This window comes from Salinibacillus kushneri (genome assembly GCF_900111405.1).
Classification (GTDB): domain Bacteria; phylum Bacillota; class Bacilli; order Bacillales; family Alkalibacillaceae; genus Salinibacillus; species Salinibacillus kushneri.
In genome coordinates this window covers 91626-113459 of sequence record NZ_FOHJ01000010.1, presented here as the reverse complement: position 1 = coordinate 113459, position 21834 = coordinate 91626, and the positions used below count along the sequence as shown (strand labels likewise).

The 21834-nt window shown below is 37.3% G+C and carries 25 protein-coding genes; 2 read left to right on the top strand and 23 right to left on the bottom strand.

Translation table 11 applies throughout. From position 1 onward, the window contains the following. On the top strand, nt 1-326 hold a 326-nt coding region (locus tag BMX63_RS14025; RefSeq protein WP_143060161.1), incomplete at its 5' end, for an IS3 family transposase. Nucleotides 327-418: 92 nt separating this feature from the next. On the opposite strand, the gene nth is transcribed toward BMX63_RS14025, so the two are convergent. From nth to BMX63_RS13940, 17 genes are all read right to left on the bottom strand, one after another. Beyond that, on the bottom strand, nt 419-1087 hold the full coding sequence (nth, locus tag BMX63_RS14020) for an endonuclease III (RefSeq protein WP_093136791.1): 669 nt from the start codon (nt 1085-1087) through the stop codon (nt 419-421). A 16-nt stretch (nt 1088-1103) separates the two neighbouring features. Beyond that, nucleotides 1104-1790, bottom strand: coding sequence for a DnaD domain-containing protein (locus tag BMX63_RS14015; RefSeq protein ID WP_093136789.1), 687 nt, complete (start codon nt 1788-1790; stop codon nt 1104-1106). A 150-nt stretch (nt 1791-1940) separates the two neighbouring features. Next, nucleotides 1941-3236 (bottom strand): asparagine--tRNA ligase, encoded by a 1296-nt coding sequence (asnS, locus tag BMX63_RS14010; protein WP_093136787.1) that lies wholly within the window; start codon nt 3234-3236, stop codon nt 1941-1943. Between the two features lie 15 nt (nt 3237-3251). Beyond that, the gene (locus tag BMX63_RS14005) at nt 3252-4439 is read right to left on the bottom strand and encodes a pyridoxal phosphate-dependent aminotransferase (RefSeq protein WP_093136785.1); all 1188 of its coding nucleotides are present in this window, start codon (nt 4437-4439) and stop codon (nt 3252-3254) included. Continuing rightward, nucleotides 4439-4990: a cell wall elongation regulator TseB-like domain-containing protein gene (locus BMX63_RS14000; protein ID WP_143060167.1), complete on the bottom strand. Its 552-nt coding sequence runs from the start codon at nt 4988-4990 to the stop codon at nt 4439-4441. The genes BMX63_RS14005 and BMX63_RS14000 overlap by 1 nt, the downstream gene beginning before the upstream one ends. Beyond that, nucleotides 4944-5117: a YpmA family protein gene (locus tag BMX63_RS13995; RefSeq protein ID WP_093136781.1), complete on the bottom strand. Its 174-nt coding sequence runs from the start codon at nt 5115-5117 to the stop codon at nt 4944-4946. Before BMX63_RS13995 ends, BMX63_RS14000 begins: the two co-directional genes overlap by 47 nt. Before the next feature lie 302 nt (nt 5118-5419). After that, complete coding sequence (locus BMX63_RS13990) at nt 5420-6220, bottom strand: ComEC/Rec2 family competence protein (protein ID WP_093136779.1); 801 nt, start codon at nt 6218-6220, stop codon at nt 5420-5422. Between the two features lie 57 nt (nt 6221-6277). Beyond that, complete coding sequence (gene dinG / locus BMX63_RS13985) at nt 6278-9022, bottom strand: ATP-dependent DNA helicase DinG (protein ID WP_093136777.1); 2745 nt, start codon at nt 9020-9022, stop codon at nt 6278-6280. A 108-nt stretch (nt 9023-9130) separates the two neighbouring features. Further along, nucleotides 9131-9517, bottom strand: a complete 387-nt coding sequence (gene panD, locus BMX63_RS13980) for an aspartate 1-decarboxylase (protein ID WP_093136776.1) — start codon at nt 9515-9517, stop codon at nt 9131-9133. 28 nt (nt 9518-9545) lie between these two features. Then, nucleotides 9546-10415, bottom strand: coding sequence for a pantoate--beta-alanine ligase (gene panC / locus BMX63_RS13975; protein WP_093136774.1), 870 nt, complete (start codon nt 10413-10415; stop codon nt 9546-9548). After that, nucleotides 10412-11251: a 3-methyl-2-oxobutanoate hydroxymethyltransferase gene (gene panB, locus BMX63_RS13970; RefSeq protein WP_093136773.1), complete on the bottom strand. Its 840-nt coding sequence runs from the start codon at nt 11249-11251 to the stop codon at nt 10412-10414. Before panB ends, panC begins: the two co-directional genes overlap by 4 nt. Further along, nucleotides 11248-12252 (bottom strand): biotin--[acetyl-CoA-carboxylase] ligase, encoded by a 1005-nt coding sequence (locus tag BMX63_RS13965; RefSeq protein ID WP_245732837.1) that lies wholly within the window; start codon nt 12250-12252, stop codon nt 11248-11250. Before BMX63_RS13965 ends, panB begins: the two co-directional genes overlap by 4 nt. Then, on the bottom strand, nt 12216-13421 hold the full coding sequence (locus BMX63_RS13960; protein WP_093136769.1) for a CCA tRNA nucleotidyltransferase: 1206 nt from the start codon (nt 13419-13421) through the stop codon (nt 12216-12218). Before BMX63_RS13960 ends, BMX63_RS13965 begins: the two co-directional genes overlap by 37 nt. Nucleotides 13422-13513: 92 nt before the next feature. Beyond that, complete coding sequence (gene bshA / locus BMX63_RS13955) at nt 13514-14647, bottom strand: N-acetyl-alpha-D-glucosaminyl L-malate synthase BshA (RefSeq protein ID WP_093136767.1); 1134 nt, start codon at nt 14645-14647, stop codon at nt 13514-13516. A gap of 33 nt (nt 14648-14680) precedes the next feature. After that, nucleotides 14681-15076, bottom strand: a complete 396-nt coding sequence (mgsA, locus tag BMX63_RS13950; protein ID WP_093136765.1) for a methylglyoxal synthase — start codon at nt 15074-15076, stop codon at nt 14681-14683. A 12-nt stretch (nt 15077-15088) separates the two neighbouring features. Then, nucleotides 15089-15883 (bottom strand): 4-hydroxy-tetrahydrodipicolinate reductase, encoded by a 795-nt coding sequence (dapB, locus tag BMX63_RS13945; protein WP_093136764.1) that lies wholly within the window; start codon nt 15881-15883, stop codon nt 15089-15091. Next, nucleotides 15876-16232 carry a nucleotide pyrophosphohydrolase gene (locus BMX63_RS13940; RefSeq protein ID WP_093136762.1) on the bottom strand — a complete coding sequence of 119 codons (357 nt, stop codon included), beginning with the start codon at nt 16230-16232 and terminating at the stop codon, nt 15876-15878. Before BMX63_RS13940 ends, dapB begins: the two co-directional genes overlap by 8 nt. Nucleotides 16233-16518: 286 nt before the next feature. Here BMX63_RS13940 and BMX63_RS13935 point away from each other — a divergent pair, with 286 nt between their 5' ends. Continuing rightward, nucleotides 16519-17388 carry a YitT family protein gene (locus BMX63_RS13935; RefSeq protein WP_093136800.1) on the top strand — a complete coding sequence of 290 codons (870 nt, stop codon included), beginning with the start codon at nt 16519-16521 and terminating at the stop codon, nt 17386-17388. Nucleotides 17389-17468: 80 nt separating this feature from the next. Here BMX63_RS13935 and BMX63_RS13930 read toward each other — a convergent pair whose 3' ends face one another. From BMX63_RS13930 to BMX63_RS13905, 6 genes are all read right to left on the bottom strand, one after another. Beyond that, a complete protein-coding gene (locus BMX63_RS13930; protein ID WP_093136799.1) occupies nt 17469-18146 on the bottom strand; it encodes a zinc metallopeptidase in 678 nt (225 codons plus the stop codon). A 63-nt stretch (nt 18147-18209) separates the two neighbouring features. Beyond that, nucleotides 18210-18995 (bottom strand): sporulation protein YpjB, encoded by a 786-nt coding sequence (locus BMX63_RS13925; RefSeq protein WP_093136761.1) that lies wholly within the window; start codon nt 18993-18995, stop codon nt 18210-18212. Between the two features lie 65 nt (nt 18996-19060). Next, nucleotides 19061-19639, bottom strand: a complete 579-nt coding sequence (gene lhaT, locus BMX63_RS13920; RefSeq protein WP_093136759.1) for a lipoprotein heptaprenylglyceryl N-acetyltransferase LhaT — start codon at nt 19637-19639, stop codon at nt 19061-19063. Nucleotides 19640-19713: 74 nt separating this feature from the next. Next, nucleotides 19714-20478, bottom strand: a complete 765-nt coding sequence (locus tag BMX63_RS13915) for a menaquinol-cytochrome c reductase cytochrome b/c subunit (RefSeq protein ID WP_093136758.1) — start codon at nt 20476-20478, stop codon at nt 19714-19716. 31 nt (nt 20479-20509) lie between these two features. Continuing rightward, a complete protein-coding gene (gene qcrB / locus BMX63_RS13910) occupies nt 20510-21184 on the bottom strand; it encodes a menaquinol-cytochrome c reductase cytochrome b subunit (protein ID WP_093136756.1) in 675 nt (224 codons plus the stop codon). 3 nt (nt 21185-21187) lie between these two features. Next, a complete protein-coding gene (locus BMX63_RS13905; RefSeq protein WP_093136754.1) occupies nt 21188-21703 on the bottom strand; it encodes a ubiquinol-cytochrome c reductase iron-sulfur subunit in 516 nt (171 codons plus the stop codon). Nucleotides 21704-21834: the final 131 nt, after the last annotated feature.

Sequence of the window (21834 nt, the reverse complement as noted above, 5' to 3'; positions counted from 1 at the left end):
CAAAAGATTGCCCCTATCGAACTACTATACACTCTGATCAAGGCTGGGGTTATCAAATGAAGAGGTATGTAAAGAAACTAAAAGATAATGGTATCTTTCAAAGTATGTCCCGAAAAGGAAACTGTCTAGATAATTCACCAATGGAGAATTTCTTTGGGCTAATGAAACAGGAAATGTATTACGGTAAAGTTTATAAATCATTTGAAGAGCTTAAGCAAGCAGTAACTGATTATATTTTTTACTATAACAATGAACGGATAAAAGCAAAATTGACTGGCATGAGCCCGGTGGAATACCGTCTGCATACCAGTCAACTAGCTGCTTAAATATTTTGGTCTAACTTTTAGGGTTCAGCACACACAAAACAATTGTGTCAGTCCTTTTTATGGTTTGGAAAGAAGTTGTAAAACGTAAATTCTTATTCCTTTGTTTCTGCTCTTTCCTTTCTTTTCATCCTTTTCTGCCCTTCCCTACACACCTCTAACAACGGGCAAATTTCGCACTGCGGATTTTGCGCCTTACAATGATACCTGCCGAAGAAGATCATGCGATGATGGGTATCCCCCCACTCGTCTTCAGGAACTTTTTGCATCAACGTTCTTTCAACTTCAAGTACAGAATCCTTCCATCGACAAATCCCTAATCGCTTCGACACTCGTTCTACATGGGTATCAACAGCAATGGCCGGCTTATTAAAAGCAACGGAAATGACAACATTGGCCGTTTTTCTCCCCACACCTGGAAGATTCACTAACTTTTCATGTTCATCAGGTACTTGTCCATCATATTGCTCAATTAAAATTTCACAGAGTTTACGAATATTTTTGGATTTATTACGATATAAACCGATTCTTCGGATATCATTTTGCAATTCTTCCAACGTAACAGCTAAATAATCCTCTGGCGTTTTGTATTTTTTAAACAAATCTTCTGTCACTTTATTAACTAATGCATCTGTACATTGTGCAGATAAGACCACTGCGATTAGCAGCTCGAATGGATTAGAATGCGTCAATTCACATTTAGCCTCTGGAAACATTTCCGCCATCTTATCTAAACAAAAACGAATTTGTTTCTTTGTAAGCATCTCATCCCTCCTCTCCCTATTCACCATCTTCTAGCCAATTATAATAAACGGATGTGTCACGTTTTTTCTTCTTTTGAGTACCTGCTACCTGATTGGAATTTTGACGGAAGGATTGACTCACTTTTCGGGCATCCTCAACGGTTTTCACACCCTTTTTTCTCCATTCAATAAGTATTCGGTCTACATAACGGAAATTTAATTTTCCCATTAATACAGCCTCACGAAGAGCAGCTTTAATAAGAGATGGGGCTAAGTTATCTTCATCCAGCCAATGATTAATAGTCTCAATTTCGATCGGTGATAAGGCCCGCCCAAACTCCTGCTCGAACAAATAAAATAACTTACCTTCGTGTTCACCTTCTTCTTCATTCTGCTGAACAGGTTCATAGATTTTATTCCATACTGGCTCTAAAGAATACCATTCATAAATGACATCATCCTCCTGGTGCTGTTCGATTTTTATCAAATCTTTTTGCATAAGCTTTTTCAGCATCTGGGCAAGTTCCTGTTCATTAATGGTCATATGTTCACTTATCGCCTGAATGGAAGGTAAACGATTTCCCTCTAACTGAAGTCGATATATTTGCAGAATTACGACAAGCTCGCCTTCTGTCATCCCTAATGATGTATAGTTAAGTAAAATACTTTTAGGTAATGTCATTTGGTCAAAAAGCAACTGATAAAAAGATGAATTCTTTTGCATGATTATCCCACCTTACTATTATTATAGCATCTAAGCTTGTCGAATCATGTATGAAACGTTTTGTGGGAAAAATATGTCCAATCATATAAGTACATAAAAAGCTCCCTGTCATAAAGGGAGCCTCTTACCGAATTTTTCCTCTTTTAGGCATCATGGATACAAACGATTTAACAAGCGTGGGAATGGGATGGTTTCACGCACATGTTCGATTCCTGCAATCCATGCTACAGTGCGTTCTAAGCCAAGTCCAAATCCAGAATGAGGTACACTTCCATATTTTCTTAGCTCTAAATACCATTCATAGGCCGGTCCGGTTAGTCCATGTTCCTTATAACGCTGCTCCATCAACTCTAAATCATCAATTCGTTGTGATCCCCCAATAATTTCACCATACCCTTCTGGCGCAATTAAGTCGGCACATAAGACTACATCTGGATTGTCTGAATCAGGTTGCATATAAAATGCTTTTAATTTGGTTGGGTAATGGGTAATGAATACTGGCTTATCAAAGCTCTCTGCAATTGCCGTTTCATGCGGTGCACCAAAGTCATCGCCCCATTCTACATCATCAAATCCCTGCTCCTTCAAAAAGCTTAGTGCATCATCATATGTAATTCTCGGGAAGGGTGCTTTAATATTTTCAAGCTTAGAAATATCACGCTCAAGGGCTTGTAATTCCATCTTACAATTCTTTAATACAGCTTGTACAATATAAGACACATACTGTTCTTGCAGTTCCAGACTTTCTTCATGCTCCATAAAGGCCATTTCAGGCTCAATCATCCAAAATTCAATCAAATGTCTGCGCGTTTTGGATTTCTCAGCACGGAAGGTGGGACCAAAGGAAAATACCTTTCCAAATGCCATAGCTGCTGCTTCCATATAGAGCTGTCCACTTTGTGATAAATACGCATCTTCATCAAAATACTTCGTGTGAAATAATTCTGTTGTACCTTCTGCAGATGCCCCCGTTAAAATGGGTGGATCCACTTTAACAAAACCCTGCTGGTTATAAAACTCATAGGTTGCACGAATAATTTCATTTCTGATTTTCATGATGGCATGTTGTTTTTTAGAACGTAACCATAAATGGCGATGATCCATTAAAAACTCTGTTCCATGATTTTTTGGAGTAATTGGATAATCTACAGCCTCATGTATGAGCTCAATATGGTTCACCTGTATTTCATAGCCAAGCGGAGAACGAGTATCCTCCACAATGATTCCTGTCACATACAATGAGGACTCTTGTGTTAATTGTTTTTTAGCTAAATCAAAAATTTCTTCCTCTACATCAGATTTGACAACGACGCCTTGAATAAAGCCTGTACCATCACGAAGCTGTAAAAAGGCAATTTTACCACTCGATCGTTTGTTAGCCAGCCATGCTCCAATGGTTACTTCTTCTCCTACATGTTTATATACTTGATTAATTGTCGTCTTCATGACGCTTCCTCCTAATTATGCTGTTTGATGTTTTTCAATAAAACGTTTAATACGTTTAGCCGCTTCCTCCAATTGATCTAATGAGGTTGCATAAGATAAGCGAACATTATCGGGTGCACCAAAACCAGAACCGGGTACTAATGCAACTTTTTCTTCTTCAAGCAGGGCCTCAACCCAGTCAAATACCTCATCATATCCACATGCATTAGCAGCTTCTTTAACGTTTGGAAACAGATAAAAAGCACCTCTAGGTTTTACACAGCTTACACCAGGCAATTCTGTTACCCAGTTATAAAGTTTATTCAACCTCTCCGCAAAGGCGTTCTTCATTTTGTTTACCTCTTCTTCAGAAGCTGAATAAGCTTCAAGAGCTGCATATTGTGAGATGGAGGCTGGATTAGATGTTGAATGGGAAGCAAGGTTTGTCATCGCTTTAATTAACGTTTCATTACCTGCTGCGTAACCAATTCTCCATCCAGTCATCGAATGAGATTTTGATACACCATTAATAATGATCGTAGCTTCTTTTAAGGTTTCCGAAAGCTGTGCAATAGAAGTATGCTCTTCATTACCATAAATCAATTTTTCGTATATTTCATCCGAAACAATGGTTATATTATGTTTAAGACAAACTTCACCTATGGCTTTTAATTCATCCTTTGTATAAATGACACCTGTTGGATTACTAGGAGAATTTATAATAAGGGCTTTTGTTTTATCGGTCACAGCTTCTTCTACTTGTTCAGGTGTCAGCTTAAAATCATTCTGCTCTTTGGCTTCAACAATCACAGGTTTTCCTTGTGCAAGCTTTACTTGTTCAGGATAACTAACCCAGAATGGTGCCGGCACAATCACTTCATCACCTGGATTTAATAAGACTTGAAATAAGGTAAATAAAGCGTGTTTGGCGCCAATTGTCACAATGATTTCATTTTCGTTATAGTCAAGATTCTGGTCCCGTTTAAATTTAGCTTGAATGGTGTGTTTTAGTTCTGGAAGTCCACCTGATGGGGTATATTTCGTCTTCCCTTCATCCATGGCCTGTTTGGCTGCAGTTAAAATATGTTCAGGAGTATTAAAATCCGGTTCACCAGCTGCCAGACCAATTACATCGTGACCTTCTTTTTTTAACGCCTTCGCTTTAGCTGTTATCGCCAATGTACTCGATGGTGTTAAACTCTGTACACGATCTGCTAATTCCATTAAGATAATTCCTCCTCTTTATGATTCCTCAGCTTTACTTGCTCATATAAATCCCCATTTTCAAATAAGTACGTTTCAAAAACATATTGATTTTCAGTATTCTCATAAACGATTTCCCAGATGACATGCCCATCTTCTATCCCCGGGGTGATACTTACTAATTTACAATCTTGACATTGTTTTTTCCAGTCTGACGACATTTCTTCTTTACTCATTCCGTCCTTGATATCAACATATGTAGTTTCTACATCATCACCAGTTGGGACAAATGCCATTCCCCTACTCTCTTCATCTGTAGTCCCAATAGCCACATCATAAGTGTTTTCTCCATTATAACGAACCATTTTTTCAATTTGTTTAATCGGTGTTTCCTGAAGTGCAATTTGTCTGGATTGTTTAAAAGTCGTTTCTTTACCCTTCATTGCTGTACTATACACATAGAAAAAAGAACAGGCAATAATTAAGAAAAGGATGAAAACAATAAGGGCAATGAAGCGAACCAGTCTACGTCTGGTAAATAGTGAATACTGCTGTGTCTTCATCATCTTCATCCAAAGCTAATCCAAACATTAAATCCTTTTCTTTGAGGGTTCGATTTAAACAATCCACCATTTTATATAAATTATCTGTTTTCGCAATACGTAAAGTAGACAATGTCTCAAGGTTTGATTCAGCCATAGAGTACCTCCTTAACCATCCAAAAGCCTTATATAGAAATTTTTGTACAGTATATCATCATACGATGAGTCCCAAACTAATGAATGTCTGAAAGCTTACTTCGTTATATATTATAACAATAATTTTCAGTCGCAAAATAGCTAATTAAATATTTCCCAATAAAATTTTCCTAACCCATACCAAAATGATGCAAAGGAATCCATTACCAAAGATGAATGAATCGTGTTAACGAAACCTTCCGTTAACACGAGTCTTTTCTTTTAAAGAAGCACATTGTGCTGAATGTAATTTGCTCCACTGTTTTATTCACGTACAAACTCATAATCAGATGGAGTAAAAATAATTTGTACGGTCCCGACCCTTTTTAGATGATATACGTCAATCCACAATTCCGTCATACGCTCTATTAAACCGGCATGAAGCTTTTTATCCTTTAAATCATAAATAATCGCAATATGCGGATCCAACTGGTCCAAAAGCTCTCCACTCGGGAAGTTTTTCTCAGCATAGTCAGGGATTTTAATAATCTCGGTTTGAATAGGTAATTCCTTAATTATGTCTTCAATGGCCTCATTTCCTTCTGACATAAAAACCATGGAATTCTTACCAAACGTTATATAAAAAGACATATTCTCAGCTTGTTGATTCACTTTCAGCACTTTAAAAATTAAACCTGGGCTCGGTTCGTATGTTTGCCCCTTTTCCCATTTCTCCGTTTGTATATTACTTGTCTGTATATTAACACAGGGCTGATTGGTGGAACTTACAACATTTGTCACATTGTACTTATCAATAATGACATCTGTATTTCCACAGGACGTCTCCCTTTTATTCGTCAAAATTAAGTAATCAATTTGTTGAACCTCAAGCTCATCTAATTGACTAACCAAATCCTCTTCACTTTCTTTAGATCCGGTATTAATTAGAATTTTCTTATCTCTCCCAGTAGTGATAAGAAGGGATTCACCATCAGTAAGATGGAAAAAGGTGAATTTCACTTCATCTTCAGATAAAGTTCTTTCCAAGGCTGTTAAAGTTTGGGATGGCACCCATAAAATTACCACAGCCATAAATAGTGTTAACACGAGTCTTAAAATCTGCATATCCTTTCACATCCCATCATCAGTATCCAAGAATAGAATGTGTAACTTTCCGTTAACTTATGAAAACCATTCACGTGCATGGTCTAATAATGTCTGTGCATCATTATATAAAAAAGACGCTTGTGGAATGGACTCAATAAAGTATTTTCCATATTTAGCTTTCATTAAACGACCATCACAAACAAAAACAATCCCTCTATCCTTACTGGATCGTATTAACCTGCCAAACCCCTGCTTAAAACGAATAACTGCATTTGGTAAGGCAAGCTTCATAAAAGGATTCTCTCCTTCTTCTTTTAAAGCTTCTGCCCTTGCACTGTAAACAGGGTGATTAGGAGGTTCAAATGGCAGTCTAACAATGACAACTGATGATAAATCCTCTCCAGGAATATCAATTCCCTCCCAAAAAGAACTGGTACCAAGTAAAATAGCTTTATCGAAGGATTGGAAGTTTTTTTGAAGTCTGGACCTGCTTCCACTTGATATTCCCTGACTTATAATCATAAAATCATCCTGATCAAAGAAACCCTTTAACAATTCATGAGTTTTCTTTAACATTTGATAGGAAGTAAATAAAACGAGCATACGGCCATTTGTGATTTTTGCCAGTTCATAAATGTTGTAACTAATAGCTGACAAAAAATCCTCTTCTTTGTCCTTATTAATTTGAGGAAGATCATTTGGTATCAATAATTGAACCTGTTCCTTATAGGAAAAAGGAGAAGGGAATTTTTTCGTTACCACATCGTTCCTGTTCAAACCATTCCTTTCCAATATATAGTTAAAGGAATTTTTAATGGTAAGGGTCGCACTTGTTAGTACAACACTTGTCTTTTCCTCATAAAATTTTTCTTTTAATAATGAACCAACATCGATGGGCTCACAATATAAATATACTGCGTTTCTGGCTCCTTTAGCTTCAATTTCAATCCACTTTACCATTGATGTTTCATCGTCATATAAGAATAAATTAAGATTCATGATTAGTGTCTCTATCTGTTCCATTTTTCTTTTCACTTCGTCTTCTTTTTCTTCATCGTTATAAGCTTCATGAGAGACTTGTTTTTGTTTATCAAGTTTTACCAGAATATCCTTTAAACTAAAAACAAACCGTGATGCCAAATCCTTTAAGTAATTGAAAGTATCCTCTTTTAATTCAGTACGTTGAAATAATGATTGAATCCGACCGATGTCATTATATGATGTTTGTTTTCTTTGTTGCTGTACTAAATCAAAGAAGTATCGAAAAAGATAATCAGCATGTTCTTTTGACTCTGTGATAAGCTGTATTGAATCTGAATCTTCCAATATTTCTTCTAATTCATTTAGCAAGTACTGAATAGAGACATAATCCACATGCATACCAAAATGTCTAGATGCTGTACGTTCCAGATGATGTCCTTCATCAATAACGGCATACTGGTACTCAGGAAGAAACTCATAATCATGAACAATATCTGTACATAATAGAGCATGGTTTGTAATGATTAGATGAGCCTTTTGTGCACGTCTTCTTATCCGTTGATAATAAGTACGTGAAAACCATGGAGATTTTGGATCAAGTGTACGTTCTGCCTCTGCGCTTATACGTCGCCAAAATATTTGGCCACTTGAAGGTAAATGCAATTCATCAACATCCCCTGTGTCCGTTTCAGTAATCCAAACTAATAACAGGGCTTTCGTTAAAATTACATCATAATTATCGTCCCAGGGGGATTTTTCTAGTTCCTGTTCAAACTTTTTCAGGCTTAAATAGTGACTCTTTCCTTTTACAATAAGTGCATCAAATGAGACAGGAATAATCTTTTCTAATAAAGGAATTTCCTGCTCCAGCAGCTGAGCCTGGAGATGGGTTGTATATGTACTAATTACAACACGTTCATCATTCTGTAGGGCCATAAACAAACTTGGAAGCAGATAAGCCAGTGTTTTCCCCGTGCCTGTTTCTGCTTCAATTAAGGCATGCTTCTCCCTTTGAAAAGAATCAAACAGCATTTCCGCCATTTCCTTTTGTCCAGGACGTGACTCATATTGGTCCATAGCCTCCTTCAGCTTTCCATCAGAATCAAAAACCTCGTCTAAAAACTCTCCAAATGATGGATTCCACTCATGTTCCTCCCGACCTGGTTTCTTTTGCTTTTTCAGTGCAAGTCCTCTATAAACCTCAATATGATGATTTTCCTCTTCAAGTACATATCTTTTATTCTCTACCCATTTCCTAAATAAAGTATAAAAATCACTATTCAATTTCGCCTCAAGGTTTAAAAGCTTCTCGAGCGTTTCCTCAGGCAGTTTACGGGCTTTATCCAATAGTTTAAGAAGAACTTCAGCTGTTACATAGGCATCAGAAAGGGCACGATGCGGGCGCTGATGCTGTATACCAAAATACTCTGCTAACTGTGATAATTTGTATCCTGTAGCTCTTGGAGCCATGATTCGAGCAAACTCTACAGTATCTATCACTTTCTCATTTATCGGGGAAAATCCCGCATCCATTAAAGCCTCATTTAAAAACCCTAAATCAAATTGGACATGATGGGCCACAAAGTATGCATCTGAACATAACTCAATAATATCAGGAGCAATCTCAGAAAAAGATGGAGCAGTTGTTACTTGATCATCTGTAATCCCTGTTAAATGGGATATAAATAATGGGATTTCCTGATTTGGCTTCACATATGTTCCGTATTGTTGTTTTACGATGCCGTCCGCAACGACAACAATACCTACTTCAATAATCTGATCACCTTTTGTAGGATTTTGACCCGTGGTTTCTAAATCAACTACTGCAAATTTCGTCATGAAGTCACCTTCTTACTTTACATACAGAGCACATTCTACATTCATTACGATTATTTAAAAAAATAACTCCCACAAATGCGGGAGCTTTAATGAATCGTTTAGTAAAAGCTAGTTAATACTTGTTAAAGGTGGTTCTGCATGCCTGATTTCATCAATTTCATTATTTTCGTTCATGATTGCAATCACTGGCTGGTGATTGTCAAGCTCACGATCTGATAGAACAGCATATGAAATAATTATAATGACATCATCCTTTTGAAATTGTCTGGCTGCAGCCCCATTTAAACAAATAACACCACTGCCTCTTTCTCCAGAAATGACGTAGGTTTCGATTCTGGCTCCATTATTGTTATTTACAATTTGAACTTTTTCATGTGGTAAGATCCCTACTTTTTCTAAAATACTTTGATCAATCGTTACACTGCCAACATAATTTAAATTGGCTTCAGTAACCCGTGCACGATGGATCTTCGCATTCATCATGGTGCGAAACATGATTATTTCCCCCTAAAACCTTATTCATTTATTCGGTAAAACTTAAATCACCATTTTCCTCTAAGATTACATTATCAATCAGACGCGCTTGATTAAAATAAACAGCTGCCGCAAGGATAACGCGCTGATTCACAGTGTTTATATCCTCTAATTTTGGATAGGTTAATAAATCAACGTAGTCAATTTTACCATGAGTATACGATTTTATGAACTGGGAAACTTCGTTAACAATAATTTCTTTTCGTTTTTCTCCTGCTCTTATCAAGTCCTGTCCCTTTTGTAATCCTTGATAAATATATTTCGCTTTTTCCCGCTCCTCTTCAGATAGATAGACATTACGACTGCTTTTAGCTAAACCATATTGTTCTCTGACTGTAGGAATTCCCCTTAACTCAATAGGAAAATTAAAATCTTCTACTAATGCATCAACAACAGCAAATTGCTGGGCATCTTTGAGGCCAAAATAAGCACGATCAGGTAACACGATATGAAATAATTTTGTCAATACTGTAACAACACCGTCAAAGTGACCTTCGCGGGATTTGCCGCATAATACATTGGCCCGTCTTGCCATGGTTAAACGTAAAGACATTGGCATTGGGTACATTTCGTCTACAGTCGGAATGAAGACAACATCCACCTTTTCTTCTCTTGCAACCTGCTCGTCATGTTCTTCATCACGAGGATAGCGTTCAAAATCTTCATTTGGACCAAATTGAAGGGGATTCACAAAAATACTCGCAACTAAAATATCATTCTCTTTTCTCGCTGAGCTTAAAAGTTTTCTGTGTCCCTCATGCAAGTATCCCATCGTTGCTACAAAACCAATGGACTTATTCTCTTTCTTACATTGCAATGCAAGCTGTTGCATCTCATTTATCGTACGTATAACTTTCATTTTTCTTTTCCTCCATAAAGAGAGGGTATTTCCTCTTCATCCATCTCATAGACATTTTCTTTTGATGGAAAGACCTCATCTTTCACTTCATTTACATATTGTGTTATGGATGACTGAAACCAATCATTGGCATTTCCATAAGGCTTTACAAATTTAGGTAAACGGTCAACGCCGTATTTAAGGATATCGTGGAAAACAAGGACTTGTCCATCACAAAATTTTCCTGCACCAATCCCTATCGTCGGTATGGATACATGTTCCGTAATTAGTCTGGCTAATGGTTCAGGTACACATTCAAGAACTAAAGCCATGGCACCAGCTTCTTCAACCTTCTTAGCATTTTCAATGAGCTCTTCAGCATCTTTCTTGTTTTTCCCTTGAATTCGGTAGCCGCCTATCACGTTCACAGTCTGTGGGGTAAGGCCTAAATGGCCAACCACAGGGATTCCGGCATGTGTTAATTGTTCAATAGTGTTTAATACTTCTCCGGCACCTTCAATTTTTAAAGCCTGTGCACCTGTTTTCTGAAATAATCTTTGCGCATTCTTCAACGTTTCTTCTTTGGAAATATGATAAGACATAAATGGCATGTCAACGACAACGAACGTATCATCCGCACCACGTTTTACAGCCTTGCCGTGATGAATCATATCCTCCATCGTAACTGGTATTGTAGAATCATAGCCAAGAACGACCATTCCTAATGAATCGCCAACCAATATAGTATCTACTCCAGATTCTTGTGATAATTTAGCTGAAGGATAATCATAGGCTGTAATCATTGTGATTTTTTCCTTGTTTTCCTTCATTTTTTGCAGCTTGGCACGTGTTTTCATTCTTCCTTCCCCCGCTTCCAGTCAATTTCAGCTGAATAAAGAACTCTACGGTTTTGTGTTTGATCCTCAACAATCAGTGCTCCATCATCTTGTATACCTACTAATAAAGCATCCCACTTCTGATTTCTCGTTTTTACGGTAATCGTTTCTCCCATTCGATAAGCGGCTTCTTCCCAATGAGACTTAACAGCAGAAAAGCCTTGCTGAATGTATTGGTCATATATTACTTCTAGTTCTTTTAGTATAGACTGAATTAACGTTTCTCTTTTAAATGTTTCTCCAGTTTCTAATTTTAAAGAAGTAGCGATTTCCGTTAGCGAATCAGGGATATCTGTTTGATTTTGATTAACATTTATCCCCATTCCAATGATTACATATTCAATTAAATCCTGCTCGGCTTGCATTTCAGTTAAAATACCAGCAAGCTTACGGTTATGTAAAAAAATGTCATTCGGCCATTTGATTTTTGCATCTACGTGACAAACAGATTTTAGCATTCTTGTAATCGCGACTGCACTCGCTAATGTTAATTGAGGAGCTCGCTGTGGTTCAATATTTGGCCTTAATATAATGCTCATCCAAATTCCTTTTCCTTTTTGAGAATGCCAGGGGCGATGTAATCTTCCTCTCCCCTTTACTTGTTCATCTGCCACAACAACTGTACCATGAACAGCACCATCCCTAGCCAACTGATGAGCGATGGACTGTGTGGAATCCACCTGATTCCTATAATACATCTTTTGACCTAACCATACCGTACGCAAATCCCATTGAATGGTATTGACACTCATTTCTTCTGGAAAAGATACAATTCGATAGCCCTTTCTGGAAACTGCCTCGATTTCATATCCTTCCTGTTCAAGAGCTTTCATGTGCTTCCAAATCGCAGCACGGGAAATACTAAGTTCGTCGGAGAGTCTTTGGCCAGATATAAAAGAATCCTTTGCATCTGCTAACAGGGTGATTAACTTTTTTCTTGTCGATTCCATTTTTTCACCCATTCCTTTATTTGTTGTTTATCATTTGGTAATGAACCATTTATAACCTGCTTTTCAATTCTTTCGATAAATGTACGTAACCATGGACCAGGTTTCTCGTCAGGAAGAAGTGCTAAAATTTCATGGCCATTTATAGCCAGCTCATCTCTATTTTTTATAGGTAAAAGCTTATAGTCATGTTCTACTTCTCCTATCGATAGACTTGAATGGGCGTCTAATATAAGCACTAAATGAACAAACTCGGGTATCATATCGGGGGTTAATTGATATAAAGTCTCCGGTTTTAAGCCCTGATGTTGATAATAGTGATAAACCCGTGTTAGTTGATGACATCTATTTTTTACCGATTTTGAGAGTTTCCAAAGCTTACACCATTCATCAATAGAGACCTCCTGATGCAGCAAATGCATGCACGTAATGGCCTCTGGTAAGGAATGAAATGGCGTTGATATTCTATTTAAACATGCTTCAATAAGAGAATCATGATCTTTAAAAATCGGTAATGATCGCCCAATTTCTGTCTTAATCAGAATTGACAATGCCTGATGAATGTATGAACCTTTCCAAAGCTTTTCCATTTCTGCAGCTATTCGTTCAACGGCTATATTTCTTAATAAGTGTTGATTACGAATGATAGCCTCCTCTGCAGATAATCCAAGTTGAAATCCAATCTGGCTTACAAATCGCAGGGCTCTCATCATTCTAAGTGGATCTTCACAGAATCTTTCATCCGCATCACGAACGGTTTCTATTCTTTTTTCTCTTATATGTGTTTGACCCAGGTAAGGATCAATACATTTTCCGTTTCTATCCATAGCAATAGCATTCATTGTAAAATCACGTCTCGACAAATCTAACTCAATATCTTTTACAAATTCGACTGTTTCAGGGTGACGAAAATCCTGATAATCACTTTCTGTACGAAATGTGGTTACTTCGAATGATTGGTTATTGTACCTGACTAATATCGTCCCATGTTCAATCCCAATCGGTATCGTCTTTTGAAATAATTCCTGCACTTGCTTGGGTGTTGCACTGGTAGCGATATCCACATCATCGATAGGACGGTTCAGGAGACTATCACGGACAGCTCCTCCGACAAAATAGGCTTGAAACCCTTCTTGTTCAAGTCGTTCTAATATAGGGAGTGCATCTTTAAATGGTGGTTTCATACCTCATCATCTTCCTTCTGTAAACAGGGATACTTTCATGTATCTATTCACTGATTTGCACATATATCCAGCCTGATTGTTTTGTAAAAATTTTACTGAGAAGAATCGATTAATTCATGGTATAGCTGTTCATATTGTTCAACAATACGACGTGAAGAAAACTCACATTGCACCCGCATTAAAGAAGCCTTGGAAAATTGTCTCCATAGGTCTTGGTCAGACAAGAGTTTTACAGCCTTTTGGCTTATCATATCAACGTCTGTTACTTGACATATATAGCCTGTTTCGCTATCTTTAATTACTTCTGGCATGCCGCCTGTGTTGGTCCCAATACAGGGTACACCACTTGCCATTGCTTCCAGTAATACAAGACCAAAGCTTTCCTTTTCAGATAAAAGTAACTTAAGATCTGCAATAGATAATAGCTCTGCTACATTTTCCTGTTTTCCTAAAAAGATGACATCATCTTCAATGCCGAGCTCTTTCACTAACTCACGAACCGTAACATAGTCTGGACCATCTCCTATTAGTAGAAGCTTTGAAGGCATTTCTTTAACGATGTTCGCAAATACCCGGATGACATCAGGAACTCTTTTTACTTTTCTAAAGTTTGATATATGAATGACAACTTTTTCATAGTCTTTAATCCCCAGATCTTCCTTCAGTTTCATATCCGTATTTTCTTTATATTCCCGTTCATCTACGAAATTATAAATGACATTCATGTCCTTCTTTACACTAACGATTTCCTCTGTCTGCTTTTTCAAACTTTCAGATACCGTTGTTACACAGTCTGATTCTTCAATACCATATCGAATAATATTTTTCAGACTTAAATCTACACCCAGTACAGTTATGTCAGTACCATGAAGCGTTGTGACAATCTTCACATCACGTGTGGCCATTTGTTTTGCTAAAATGGCGCACACAGCATGTGGTACCGCATAATGGACATGTAATATATCTAATTGCTCCTGATCAATCACATCAGCCATCTTACTTGACAAGGCTAAATCGTAAGGCGGGTGCTGAAAAATAGGATAATTGTTAATCTCCACTTCATGGAAATAAATGTTTGAATATAATTTTGTTAATCGAAACGGCATGTTTGAAGAGATAAAATGAATTTCATGTCCTTTTTCGGCTAATAACTTTCCTAGCTCAGTCGCAATAACACCTGAGCCTCCAACGGTCGGGTAACACGTAATTCCTATTTTTAATCCCATTTTCCTCACCCTATCTATGCTGTCTTTTCTTCTTTACTTTACAATCTCACGCCACTGAAAATCACCACGATCAAGTCCATGAATAAGAATTTCTGCTGCTGCAATATTGGTTGCCAAAGGTATTTTATAAACATCACAAAGACGAAGCAATGCACTAACATCTGGTTCATGAGGCTGTGCGGTTAATGGATCTCTAAAGAAAATAACAATATCCATCTCCTGTTCAGCAATCATGGCTCCGATTTGCTGATCACCTCCGTGTGGACCTGATCGAAAACGGTGAACAGGCACGCCTACTTTTTCTATAACCTGTTCACCAGTAGTTCCTGTTGCATAAAGTTCATGTTTTTCAAACACAGTCTTATATGCCAATACAAAATTTACAAGCTCATTTTTCTTCTTGTCATGGGCAATCAAAGCAATTTTCAATGGTATTCCCCTCTATTCCAATAAATTTTCTAAACCATAAACGAACATATTGATATTTTGCACTTCATCTACAGCTAGTTTGACACCACTCATAAAGGATTGGCGATGATAGGAATCATGTTTAATGGTTAATCCCTGTCCAGTTCCGCCAAAAATAACTTCCTGGTGAGCAATTAAACCAGGTAATCGTACACTATGTATTCTCATTCCATCCTCATTAGCACCGCGGGCTCCTGGTAATGTTTCTTTTTCTTCCGGATGTCCTTGAATTTTACTTGATCTTACTTCTTCAATCAGCTGAGCCGTTTTCACAGCCGTACCTGATGGCGCATCTAATTTCTGATCATGATGCTTTTCAATGATTTCAACATCAGGGAAATATTTTGCCGCCCACTTAGCAAATTGCATCATTAATACTGCACCAACAGCAAAATTGGGAGCAATGACTGCACCCAGCTCTTTTTGCTCTGTTAATTGTTGTATTTCATCTAATTGTTCACTTGTAAAACCACTTGTTCCCACAACCGGTCTTACCCCATTTTCAAGCGCTAAGCGTGTATGCAAATAGCCAACTTCTGGTGACGTTAAATCAATTAATACATCAGCTTTTAATTCCTGAAAAGCCTGTTGAGGTTCTGCATAAATACGAGCATCTAAATTTGGAAGATTTTCAAGGTCATTAATATTCATGCCATCATGTTTTCGATCAATACAACCCACTAATTCATAATTCTCTGTTCGTTCAATTAATCGTAATGCTTCACTACCCATTTTACCACGTGGTCCTGCTACAATAATGTTAACCATTTTGTTCACCGTCCTGTATGTCTTTTTTCGTCCATCTGTCTTTATCTCTTGTTTCGAATTTACTCATAGCTGTATCAAACGATTTTCCCAAATCAATGTTTAAAGAATTGGCAAAACATGCCATGACAAAGAGTAAATCTCCTAGCTCCTCTTCCACTGTATTTTCTTCTTCAGTTTTCTTTTTAGGCTTTTCACCATAATAATGATTTATTTCTCTTGCCAACTCTCCTGTTTCTTCTGTTAATCTTGCCATCAAACTTAATGGTGAAAAATATCCTTCTTTAAATTGAGATATGTATTGATCGACTCGCTTTTGGATTTCCTTTGTTGTATATTCGATATTAGACATACAATTCCCTCTTTCAAAACTTTGTCACATTCATGGTAGCTAAACTCACCAAATTTGACAAATCTTTTAGCTTATAAGAAGAGCGGAGGCGACTGGTTAGGTCCAACTGTATAAGGAGAATACACGGAGTGGCACGCTTTTCGCCACGGAATGGCTTTGGCTTATGTCCACCCAGGAGCCGGAGTTAGACAACAAAAACCGGAAACCGACTGAACATGGTTTGCTCCAATGGTTATCATTTCCTATAATGAGTGTTGGTGACAATGAAGAAAATGAGGTGACTCCCATGATTAACGGGATTAAGGCAAAAAATATTTTATTCATTTTAATAGGCTCAGCCATTTTTTCCTTCGGTATCGTTCACTTTAACATGCAAAATAATTTAACTGAGGGTGGATTTACTGGTGTTACACTCCTATTATATTATCTCTTTAACTGGGATCCTGCAGTTATGAATATTCTATTAAACATTCCTGTGTTTATCGTTGGCTGGAGACTATTAGGAAGAATTACATTTATTTATACAATAATTGGTACAATTGCTGTATCAATCTTTTTATGGATCTTTCAAATCCATACCTTTACCTTTTCACTTGAAAATGACATGACACTTGCAGCGTTATTTGCGGGAACCTTTATAGGTGTGGGCTTAGGGATTATCTTTCGTTATGGAGGTACTACTGGCGGAGTTGATATTATAGCACGACTCGCTAATAAATATATTGGATGGAGCATGGGAAGAGCTATGTTTCTCTTTGATGCATTTGTTATTTTTTCCTCCATTGTTTTATACCTGGAACCGATTGAGGGTATGTATACGTTGGTGGCGGTTTTTATCAGCGCTTGGGTAATTGACTTTCTTCAGGAAGCTGCATATACAGCTAGAGGAGCAACCATTATCTCTGAAAACAGTCAACAAATTGCTGATAAAGTTTTAAAAGACATGGATCGGGGTGTTACGGTTTTAGAAGGTCGTGGGAGCTATACTGGCTCTAAACGAGACGTTTTATATTGTGTGGTAGCCCGAAATGAAATTGTACGATTAAAAAACATTATAAACGCAATCGACCCACATGCTTTCGTGGCTCTGAGCTCCGTACACGATGTCATGGGAGAAGGATTTACCCTTGACGAAGATAAAAACCCGATTAAATAAAAGTTATTGTTTTCGTTAAACAAGAGCTTATAAACCAAACAAAAGCCCTGGTGCTGATTTTCACAGTACCAGGGCTCTGATTATTCTTCATTCATTCCAACGAAAAGTAATACGAATCGCAAAAGCTCTAACAAGGCTGTTATAGCTGCTGCTACATAAGTTAAAGCAGCTGCATTAAGCACTTTTTTTGTTTCCCGATATTCATTGTTTCTAATGACTCCAGTAGAAACTAATTGGTCCATTGCTCTTGAAGAAGCGTTATACTCTACAGGTAAAGTTACTAGTTGGAATAAAACAGCTGCTGACATAAATACAATACCCGTTAAAAGCAAGTTTGCTGAATACATGATTGCACCAGCAATAATAAGAATATATGACAAGTTCGAGCCTAAATTAGCTACAGGCACTATTGCATGTCTAAAGCGTAAAAACGCATATTCTTCAGCATCTTGAATCGCATGGCCAACTTCATGTGCTGCAATAGCTGAAGCTGCCTGAGATTGCCCATGATAGTTATCTGTTGATAAACGAACCGTTTTAGATCTAGGGTCGTAATGGTCCGACATAACACCTCGAACCTCTTCTATCTTAACATCAAACAATCCATTTTCATCAAGTATTTTCCGTGCTACCTGCGCACCAGTCATCATTGAAGAATTTTGGATTTTGGAATGTTTTTTATATGCTCTCTTCACTTTTGATTGGGCCCATAAAGGTAATATGAGAAGGATAGCAAAGTAAATCAGAAATCCACCCATGCCTGCCATTAACAACTCTCCTCCATTAGAATATTTCTATATGGTCAATTATAGTCAATAAGATTACAAATCGTCAACTTTTTTGATTTTTTTCTCTTTCTTTTCACCCTTATATTTTCTAAAACCTACATAAAATAATGTAAAAACAATCACACCACCAACAGTGAAGATTAACCAGGCAAGGGAAGCATCATCATCCTTTTGCTTATCAACAGGTGTTTCCAATGTTTCAAAAGTTTGGAGCATAACATTCAGCGCATGAAGCATATCCTCTTCATTCTGTATTTGATTTAAGTTTATAAATTGTTCATCAAGCTGGGACCAAACCTTCGTATCCTGCTTAATTTTAATGGCAGGGTAAATTATACTATAAAAGTCCATAACCTGATAAAATTCCGTTTGTAATTCTCTTGATTCACTTTGTAAGCCGTTCGTAATTTGATCTGTCAATTGATTTTCCCATTTAACAACCATTTCACTGTTAGGATTTTTAGCACTTTCCATCATTAAAACAAAAGCTAGTACCTTGTCCATTTTCAGCTCATGATTCTCAATACTGGACTCCAGATGTCTTATCGTGTTTTCTGTTACATCTAAAACGTATGCAAGCTTTTCTTCAGATAGTGATAAATGGCCCGTATTAAGAGCGGTCTTGATCTGATTTAATTGCTCTCTTGCTGCTTCATACTTATTTGCATCAGCAAGCTCATAAACTGTGTAAACTTCTTCCAGTAAATCATAGGCTTGTCCTTCTTGATGATGAGCAAATATAGGTATTGACATCGCTGTTAATAAAATAATTAAAAAAATCAGTACAGGTAACTTCGGTTTTTGATTTTTCACTAACATAATACTTGTCCCCTCTCCTCACACACTTCTAATAAACCCTATGCAAGAAAGAGGAATTTTATAACTTATATCTGACGAATCGTTTTTCTTACATTTATGAAATAAACCAGTCCAATTGAGAAGAGGCTTAACCAGAACGTAAAATATCCAACTTCTTTTATGTGTACCATTAAATCTCCATAAATTGGCATCATTTCAAATACATAATCAATCACATCATTATGTAAAGTCCATATGGCAGCCACCATTAGATGTCTTAATCTAATTTTATAAAACGGGGAATAAAGAATGGCTTGTACAGCCATAGCCCCATGAGACAAAATAAGCATGTAAGCAACAGGGCTTAGCGATTCATTCATTAAAAAAGTTAATAAATTCATAACAACAGCCCAAATACCATACTTCACTAATGTAACAAAGGCTAAAGCTTCTATATAAGGAGCGTTTTTATTGATAATAAAAAACAACAAAACAATAACAAAAAAGAGACTGGCCGTGGGACTGTCTGGTACAAAAATTAAAAATATATCAGGAGTTATAGCTAATTGGCTTCCATACCATATATACCCATAGATTGTCCCCAGCAAATTAATGGTAAATAATAATAGCAAAAACCGTTTGTCCATAAACAACATTTTATACATTGAAACATAACTCCTTATGCATAAAGGAAGCTGACTTTAGAAGTCAGCTTCCTTACTATCGATTTCGTAAGCTTTTATTCTTCGCCTAAGCCAGCAATAAAATCAGCTAGCTTCTGAAGTTCTTCATCAGAACCTTCAAATTGACCTGCTGGCATGGAACCAATTCCATTTTTTGCAATATCCTTAATTTCATCAGCAGAGTGTTCGGTACCAATTAATGAAGGTCCGCTAACACCCTCTAAGTTTTCACCATGACAGGACATACAGCTTTGGTCTGAATAAACTTGATACCCTTCACTTTCCTTATCAATTTCAACGTCCTCAACGATTTTATTTTGCTCTGCACGAGTTTCCCAGTCAACATGACTTGAAGCTTCCCAAGTTAAGAAAAAGACAGCCACAATCGCTATAAGCATTAAACTCGTTGCAACCGGACGTCTTGTCGGTCTGCGTTCAGGACCTCGATCTAAAAATGGAGCAAGGAGTAATCCGCCAAAAGCAAGTCCTGGAATAACAACAGTACCGATGACAACATAATCACCACTAGCAAATGGATATTTTAATAGTTGATATAAAAATAAGAAATACCAGTCAGGTAATGGAATGTATCCTGGTGTAGATGGGTCAGCCATTTTTTCAAGTGGAGCAGGTGCCGCCACTGTCAAACATAAAAACCCAACAAGGAAAACAGCTCCAGCAAGCCATTCCTTCAGTAAAAAGTTAGGCCAAAATGGCTCCGTTCGTCCAGGATATTCGGAATAATCCTTTGGTATATGGCGATCATCATTCTCGCGAACACGTGAATCGCCTACAAACTTCATACCTTTTCCTCTATGCACTGGAAATCCCTCCTTTTCCTTCTATTGATTCTTACAATGGTCCAGAAATACCTTGGCGACGAATCATGATAAAGTGAACAGCCATTAATACAAATAATGCAGCAGGAAGGAAGAATACGTGTATGGCAAAGAACCTGGTAAGCGTTTGCGCTCCTACAATATGAGGGTCTCCTGCCAGTAGTATTTTTAAATCCTCTCCGATAAACGGTACACTTTCTGCAATTTGCAGGGTAACTTCTGTTGCGAATAATGCTTTGTTATCCCAAGGTAATAAATATCCAGTTAAACCAAGGGCTAACATAACAAAGAACAATAGAACACCAACAATCCAGTTTAATTCACGTGGTTTCTTATATGCCCCTTGGAAGAATACACGTAACGTATGTAAAAATAGCATAACGATAACAACACTAGCACCCCAGTGATGCATCCCGCGAACAATTTGTCCATGTGCAACCTCTTGTTGCAGATAAAAAACTGAGTTCCAAGCATTTTCAATATCAGGCACGTAATACATGGTTAAAAACATTCCGGATAATATTTGAATTACCGTTACAAAGAATGTTAAACCACCAAAACAATAAACAAATGCAGAAAAATGATGAGCAGGGTTTACATGCTCTGGAACTTCATGGTCCGCAATATCACGCCAAATAGGTGTTATATCAACACGCTCATCTATCCAGTCATAAATCTTTTGCAGCATGTATTACGCCTCCTCTCTTGGTATGGATTTGCCTAAATAAAGAATTCCGTTTTCAATTTTTTGTTCATAAACGCTTAAAGGTGCGGTTGGTGGAGTATTTGGTACGTTTACACCATCTTTTGTGTAAAGTCCACCGTGACATGGGCAATAGAAATGGTCCGGATGATCTTCATTAGAGTCCCAACCAACAATACATCCTAAATGGGTACACGTAGGATCAAGGGCTATAATACTGCCATCCTCCTGTTTGTAAACCCATGCAACTTTTTCAACGGTTGATTCATACCATGCATCAACTTGTTCAACTTTAAATGTGACTCTTTGGGGTTCGGTCGTAATATCCTCTTCAGCAATTTCTGCTGAAACGAAATCTCCACCTGCTTCAGGTTGCAAAACAGGATCAATAGCAAAACGAACCATTGGAGCCAACATTCCAGCAGCCATAAATCCACCAACACCGGTTAGTGTATAATTTAAAAACTGCCGGCGGGAAACTTGTTTATTCTTGTCTTCACTCATTTAGTTTTTCCCCCCTCTACTCATGTATTTCAAGCATTAAGGTCGTTAAAATTATACATGTTTACTAGGACATTACAATGATAGCGCAATCTGGAAATCTGGTCAATCAAATTCACGATTTTGTACGACTT

Excerpts from the sequence above, each read along its gene's own strand:
- nth (WP_093136791.1), bottom strand. The coding sequence starts at position 1,087 with ATGCTTACAAAGAAACAAATTCGTTTTTGTTTAGATAAGATGGCGGAA.
- BMX63_RS14015 (WP_093136789.1), bottom strand. The coding sequence starts at position 1,790 with ATGCAAAAGAATTCATCTTTTTATCAGTTGCTTTTTGACCAAATGACA.
- asnS (WP_093136787.1), bottom strand. The coding sequence starts at position 3,236 with ATGAAGACGACAATTAATCAAGTATATAAACATGTAGGAGAAGAAGTA.
- BMX63_RS14005 (WP_093136785.1), bottom strand. The coding sequence starts at position 4,439 with ATGGAATTAGCAGATCGTGTACAGAGTTTAACACCATCGAGTACATTG.
- BMX63_RS14000 (WP_143060167.1), bottom strand. The coding sequence starts at position 4,990 with ATGAAGATGATGAAGACACAGCAGTATTCACTATTTACCAGACGTAGA.
- BMX63_RS13995 (WP_093136781.1), bottom strand. The coding sequence starts at position 5,117 with ATGGCTGAATCAAACCTTGAGACATTGTCTACTTTACGTATTGCGAAA.
- BMX63_RS13990 (WP_093136779.1), bottom strand. The coding sequence starts at position 6,220 with ATGCAGATTTTAAGACTCGTGTTAACACTATTTATGGCTGTGGTAATT.
- dinG (WP_093136777.1), bottom strand. The coding sequence starts at position 9,022 with ATGACGAAATTTGCAGTAGTTGATTTAGAAACCACGGGTCAAAATCCT.
- panD (WP_093136776.1), bottom strand. The coding sequence starts at position 9,517 with ATGTTTCGCACCATGATGAATGCGAAGATCCATCGTGCACGGGTTACT.
- panC (WP_093136774.1), bottom strand. The coding sequence starts at position 10,415 with ATGAAAGTTATACGTACGATAAATGAGATGCAACAGCTTGCATTGCAA.
- panB (WP_093136773.1), bottom strand. The coding sequence starts at position 11,251 with ATGAAAACACGTGCCAAGCTGCAAAAAATGAAGGAAAACAAGGAAAAA.
- BMX63_RS13965 (WP_245732837.1), bottom strand. The coding sequence starts at position 12,252 with ATGGGTGAAAAAATGGAATCGACAAGAAAAAAGTTAATCACCCTGTTA.
- BMX63_RS13960 (WP_093136769.1), bottom strand. The coding sequence starts at position 13,421 with ATGAAACCACCATTTAAAGATGCACTCCCTATATTAGAACGACTTGAA.
- bshA (WP_093136767.1), bottom strand. The coding sequence starts at position 14,647 with ATGGGATTAAAAATAGGAATTACGTGTTACCCGACCGTTGGAGGCTCA.
- dapB (WP_093136764.1), bottom strand. The coding sequence starts at position 15,883 with ATGGTTAACATTATTGTAGCAGGACCACGTGGTAAAATGGGTAGTGAA.
- BMX63_RS13940 (WP_093136762.1), bottom strand. The coding sequence starts at position 16,232 with ATGTCTAATATCGAATATACAACAAAGGAAATCCAAAAGCGAGTCGAT.
- BMX63_RS13935 (WP_093136800.1), top strand. The coding sequence starts at position 16,519 with ATGATTAACGGGATTAAGGCAAAAAATATTTTATTCATTTTAATAGGC.
- BMX63_RS13930 (WP_093136799.1), bottom strand. The coding sequence starts at position 18,146 with ATGGGTGGATTTCTGATTTACTTTGCTATCCTTCTCATATTACCTTTA.
- BMX63_RS13925 (WP_093136761.1), bottom strand. The coding sequence starts at position 18,995 with ATGTTAGTGAAAAATCAAAAACCGAAGTTACCTGTACTGATTTTTTTA.
- lhaT (WP_093136759.1), bottom strand. The coding sequence starts at position 19,639 with ATGTATAAAATGTTGTTTATGGACAAACGGTTTTTGCTATTATTATTT.
- qcrB (WP_093136756.1), bottom strand. The coding sequence starts at position 21,184 with ATGCTGCAAAAGATTTATGACTGGATAGATGAGCGTGTTGATATAACA.
- BMX63_RS13905 (WP_093136754.1), bottom strand. The coding sequence starts at position 21,703 with ATGAGTGAAGACAAGAATAAACAAGTTTCCCGCCGGCAGTTTTTAAAT.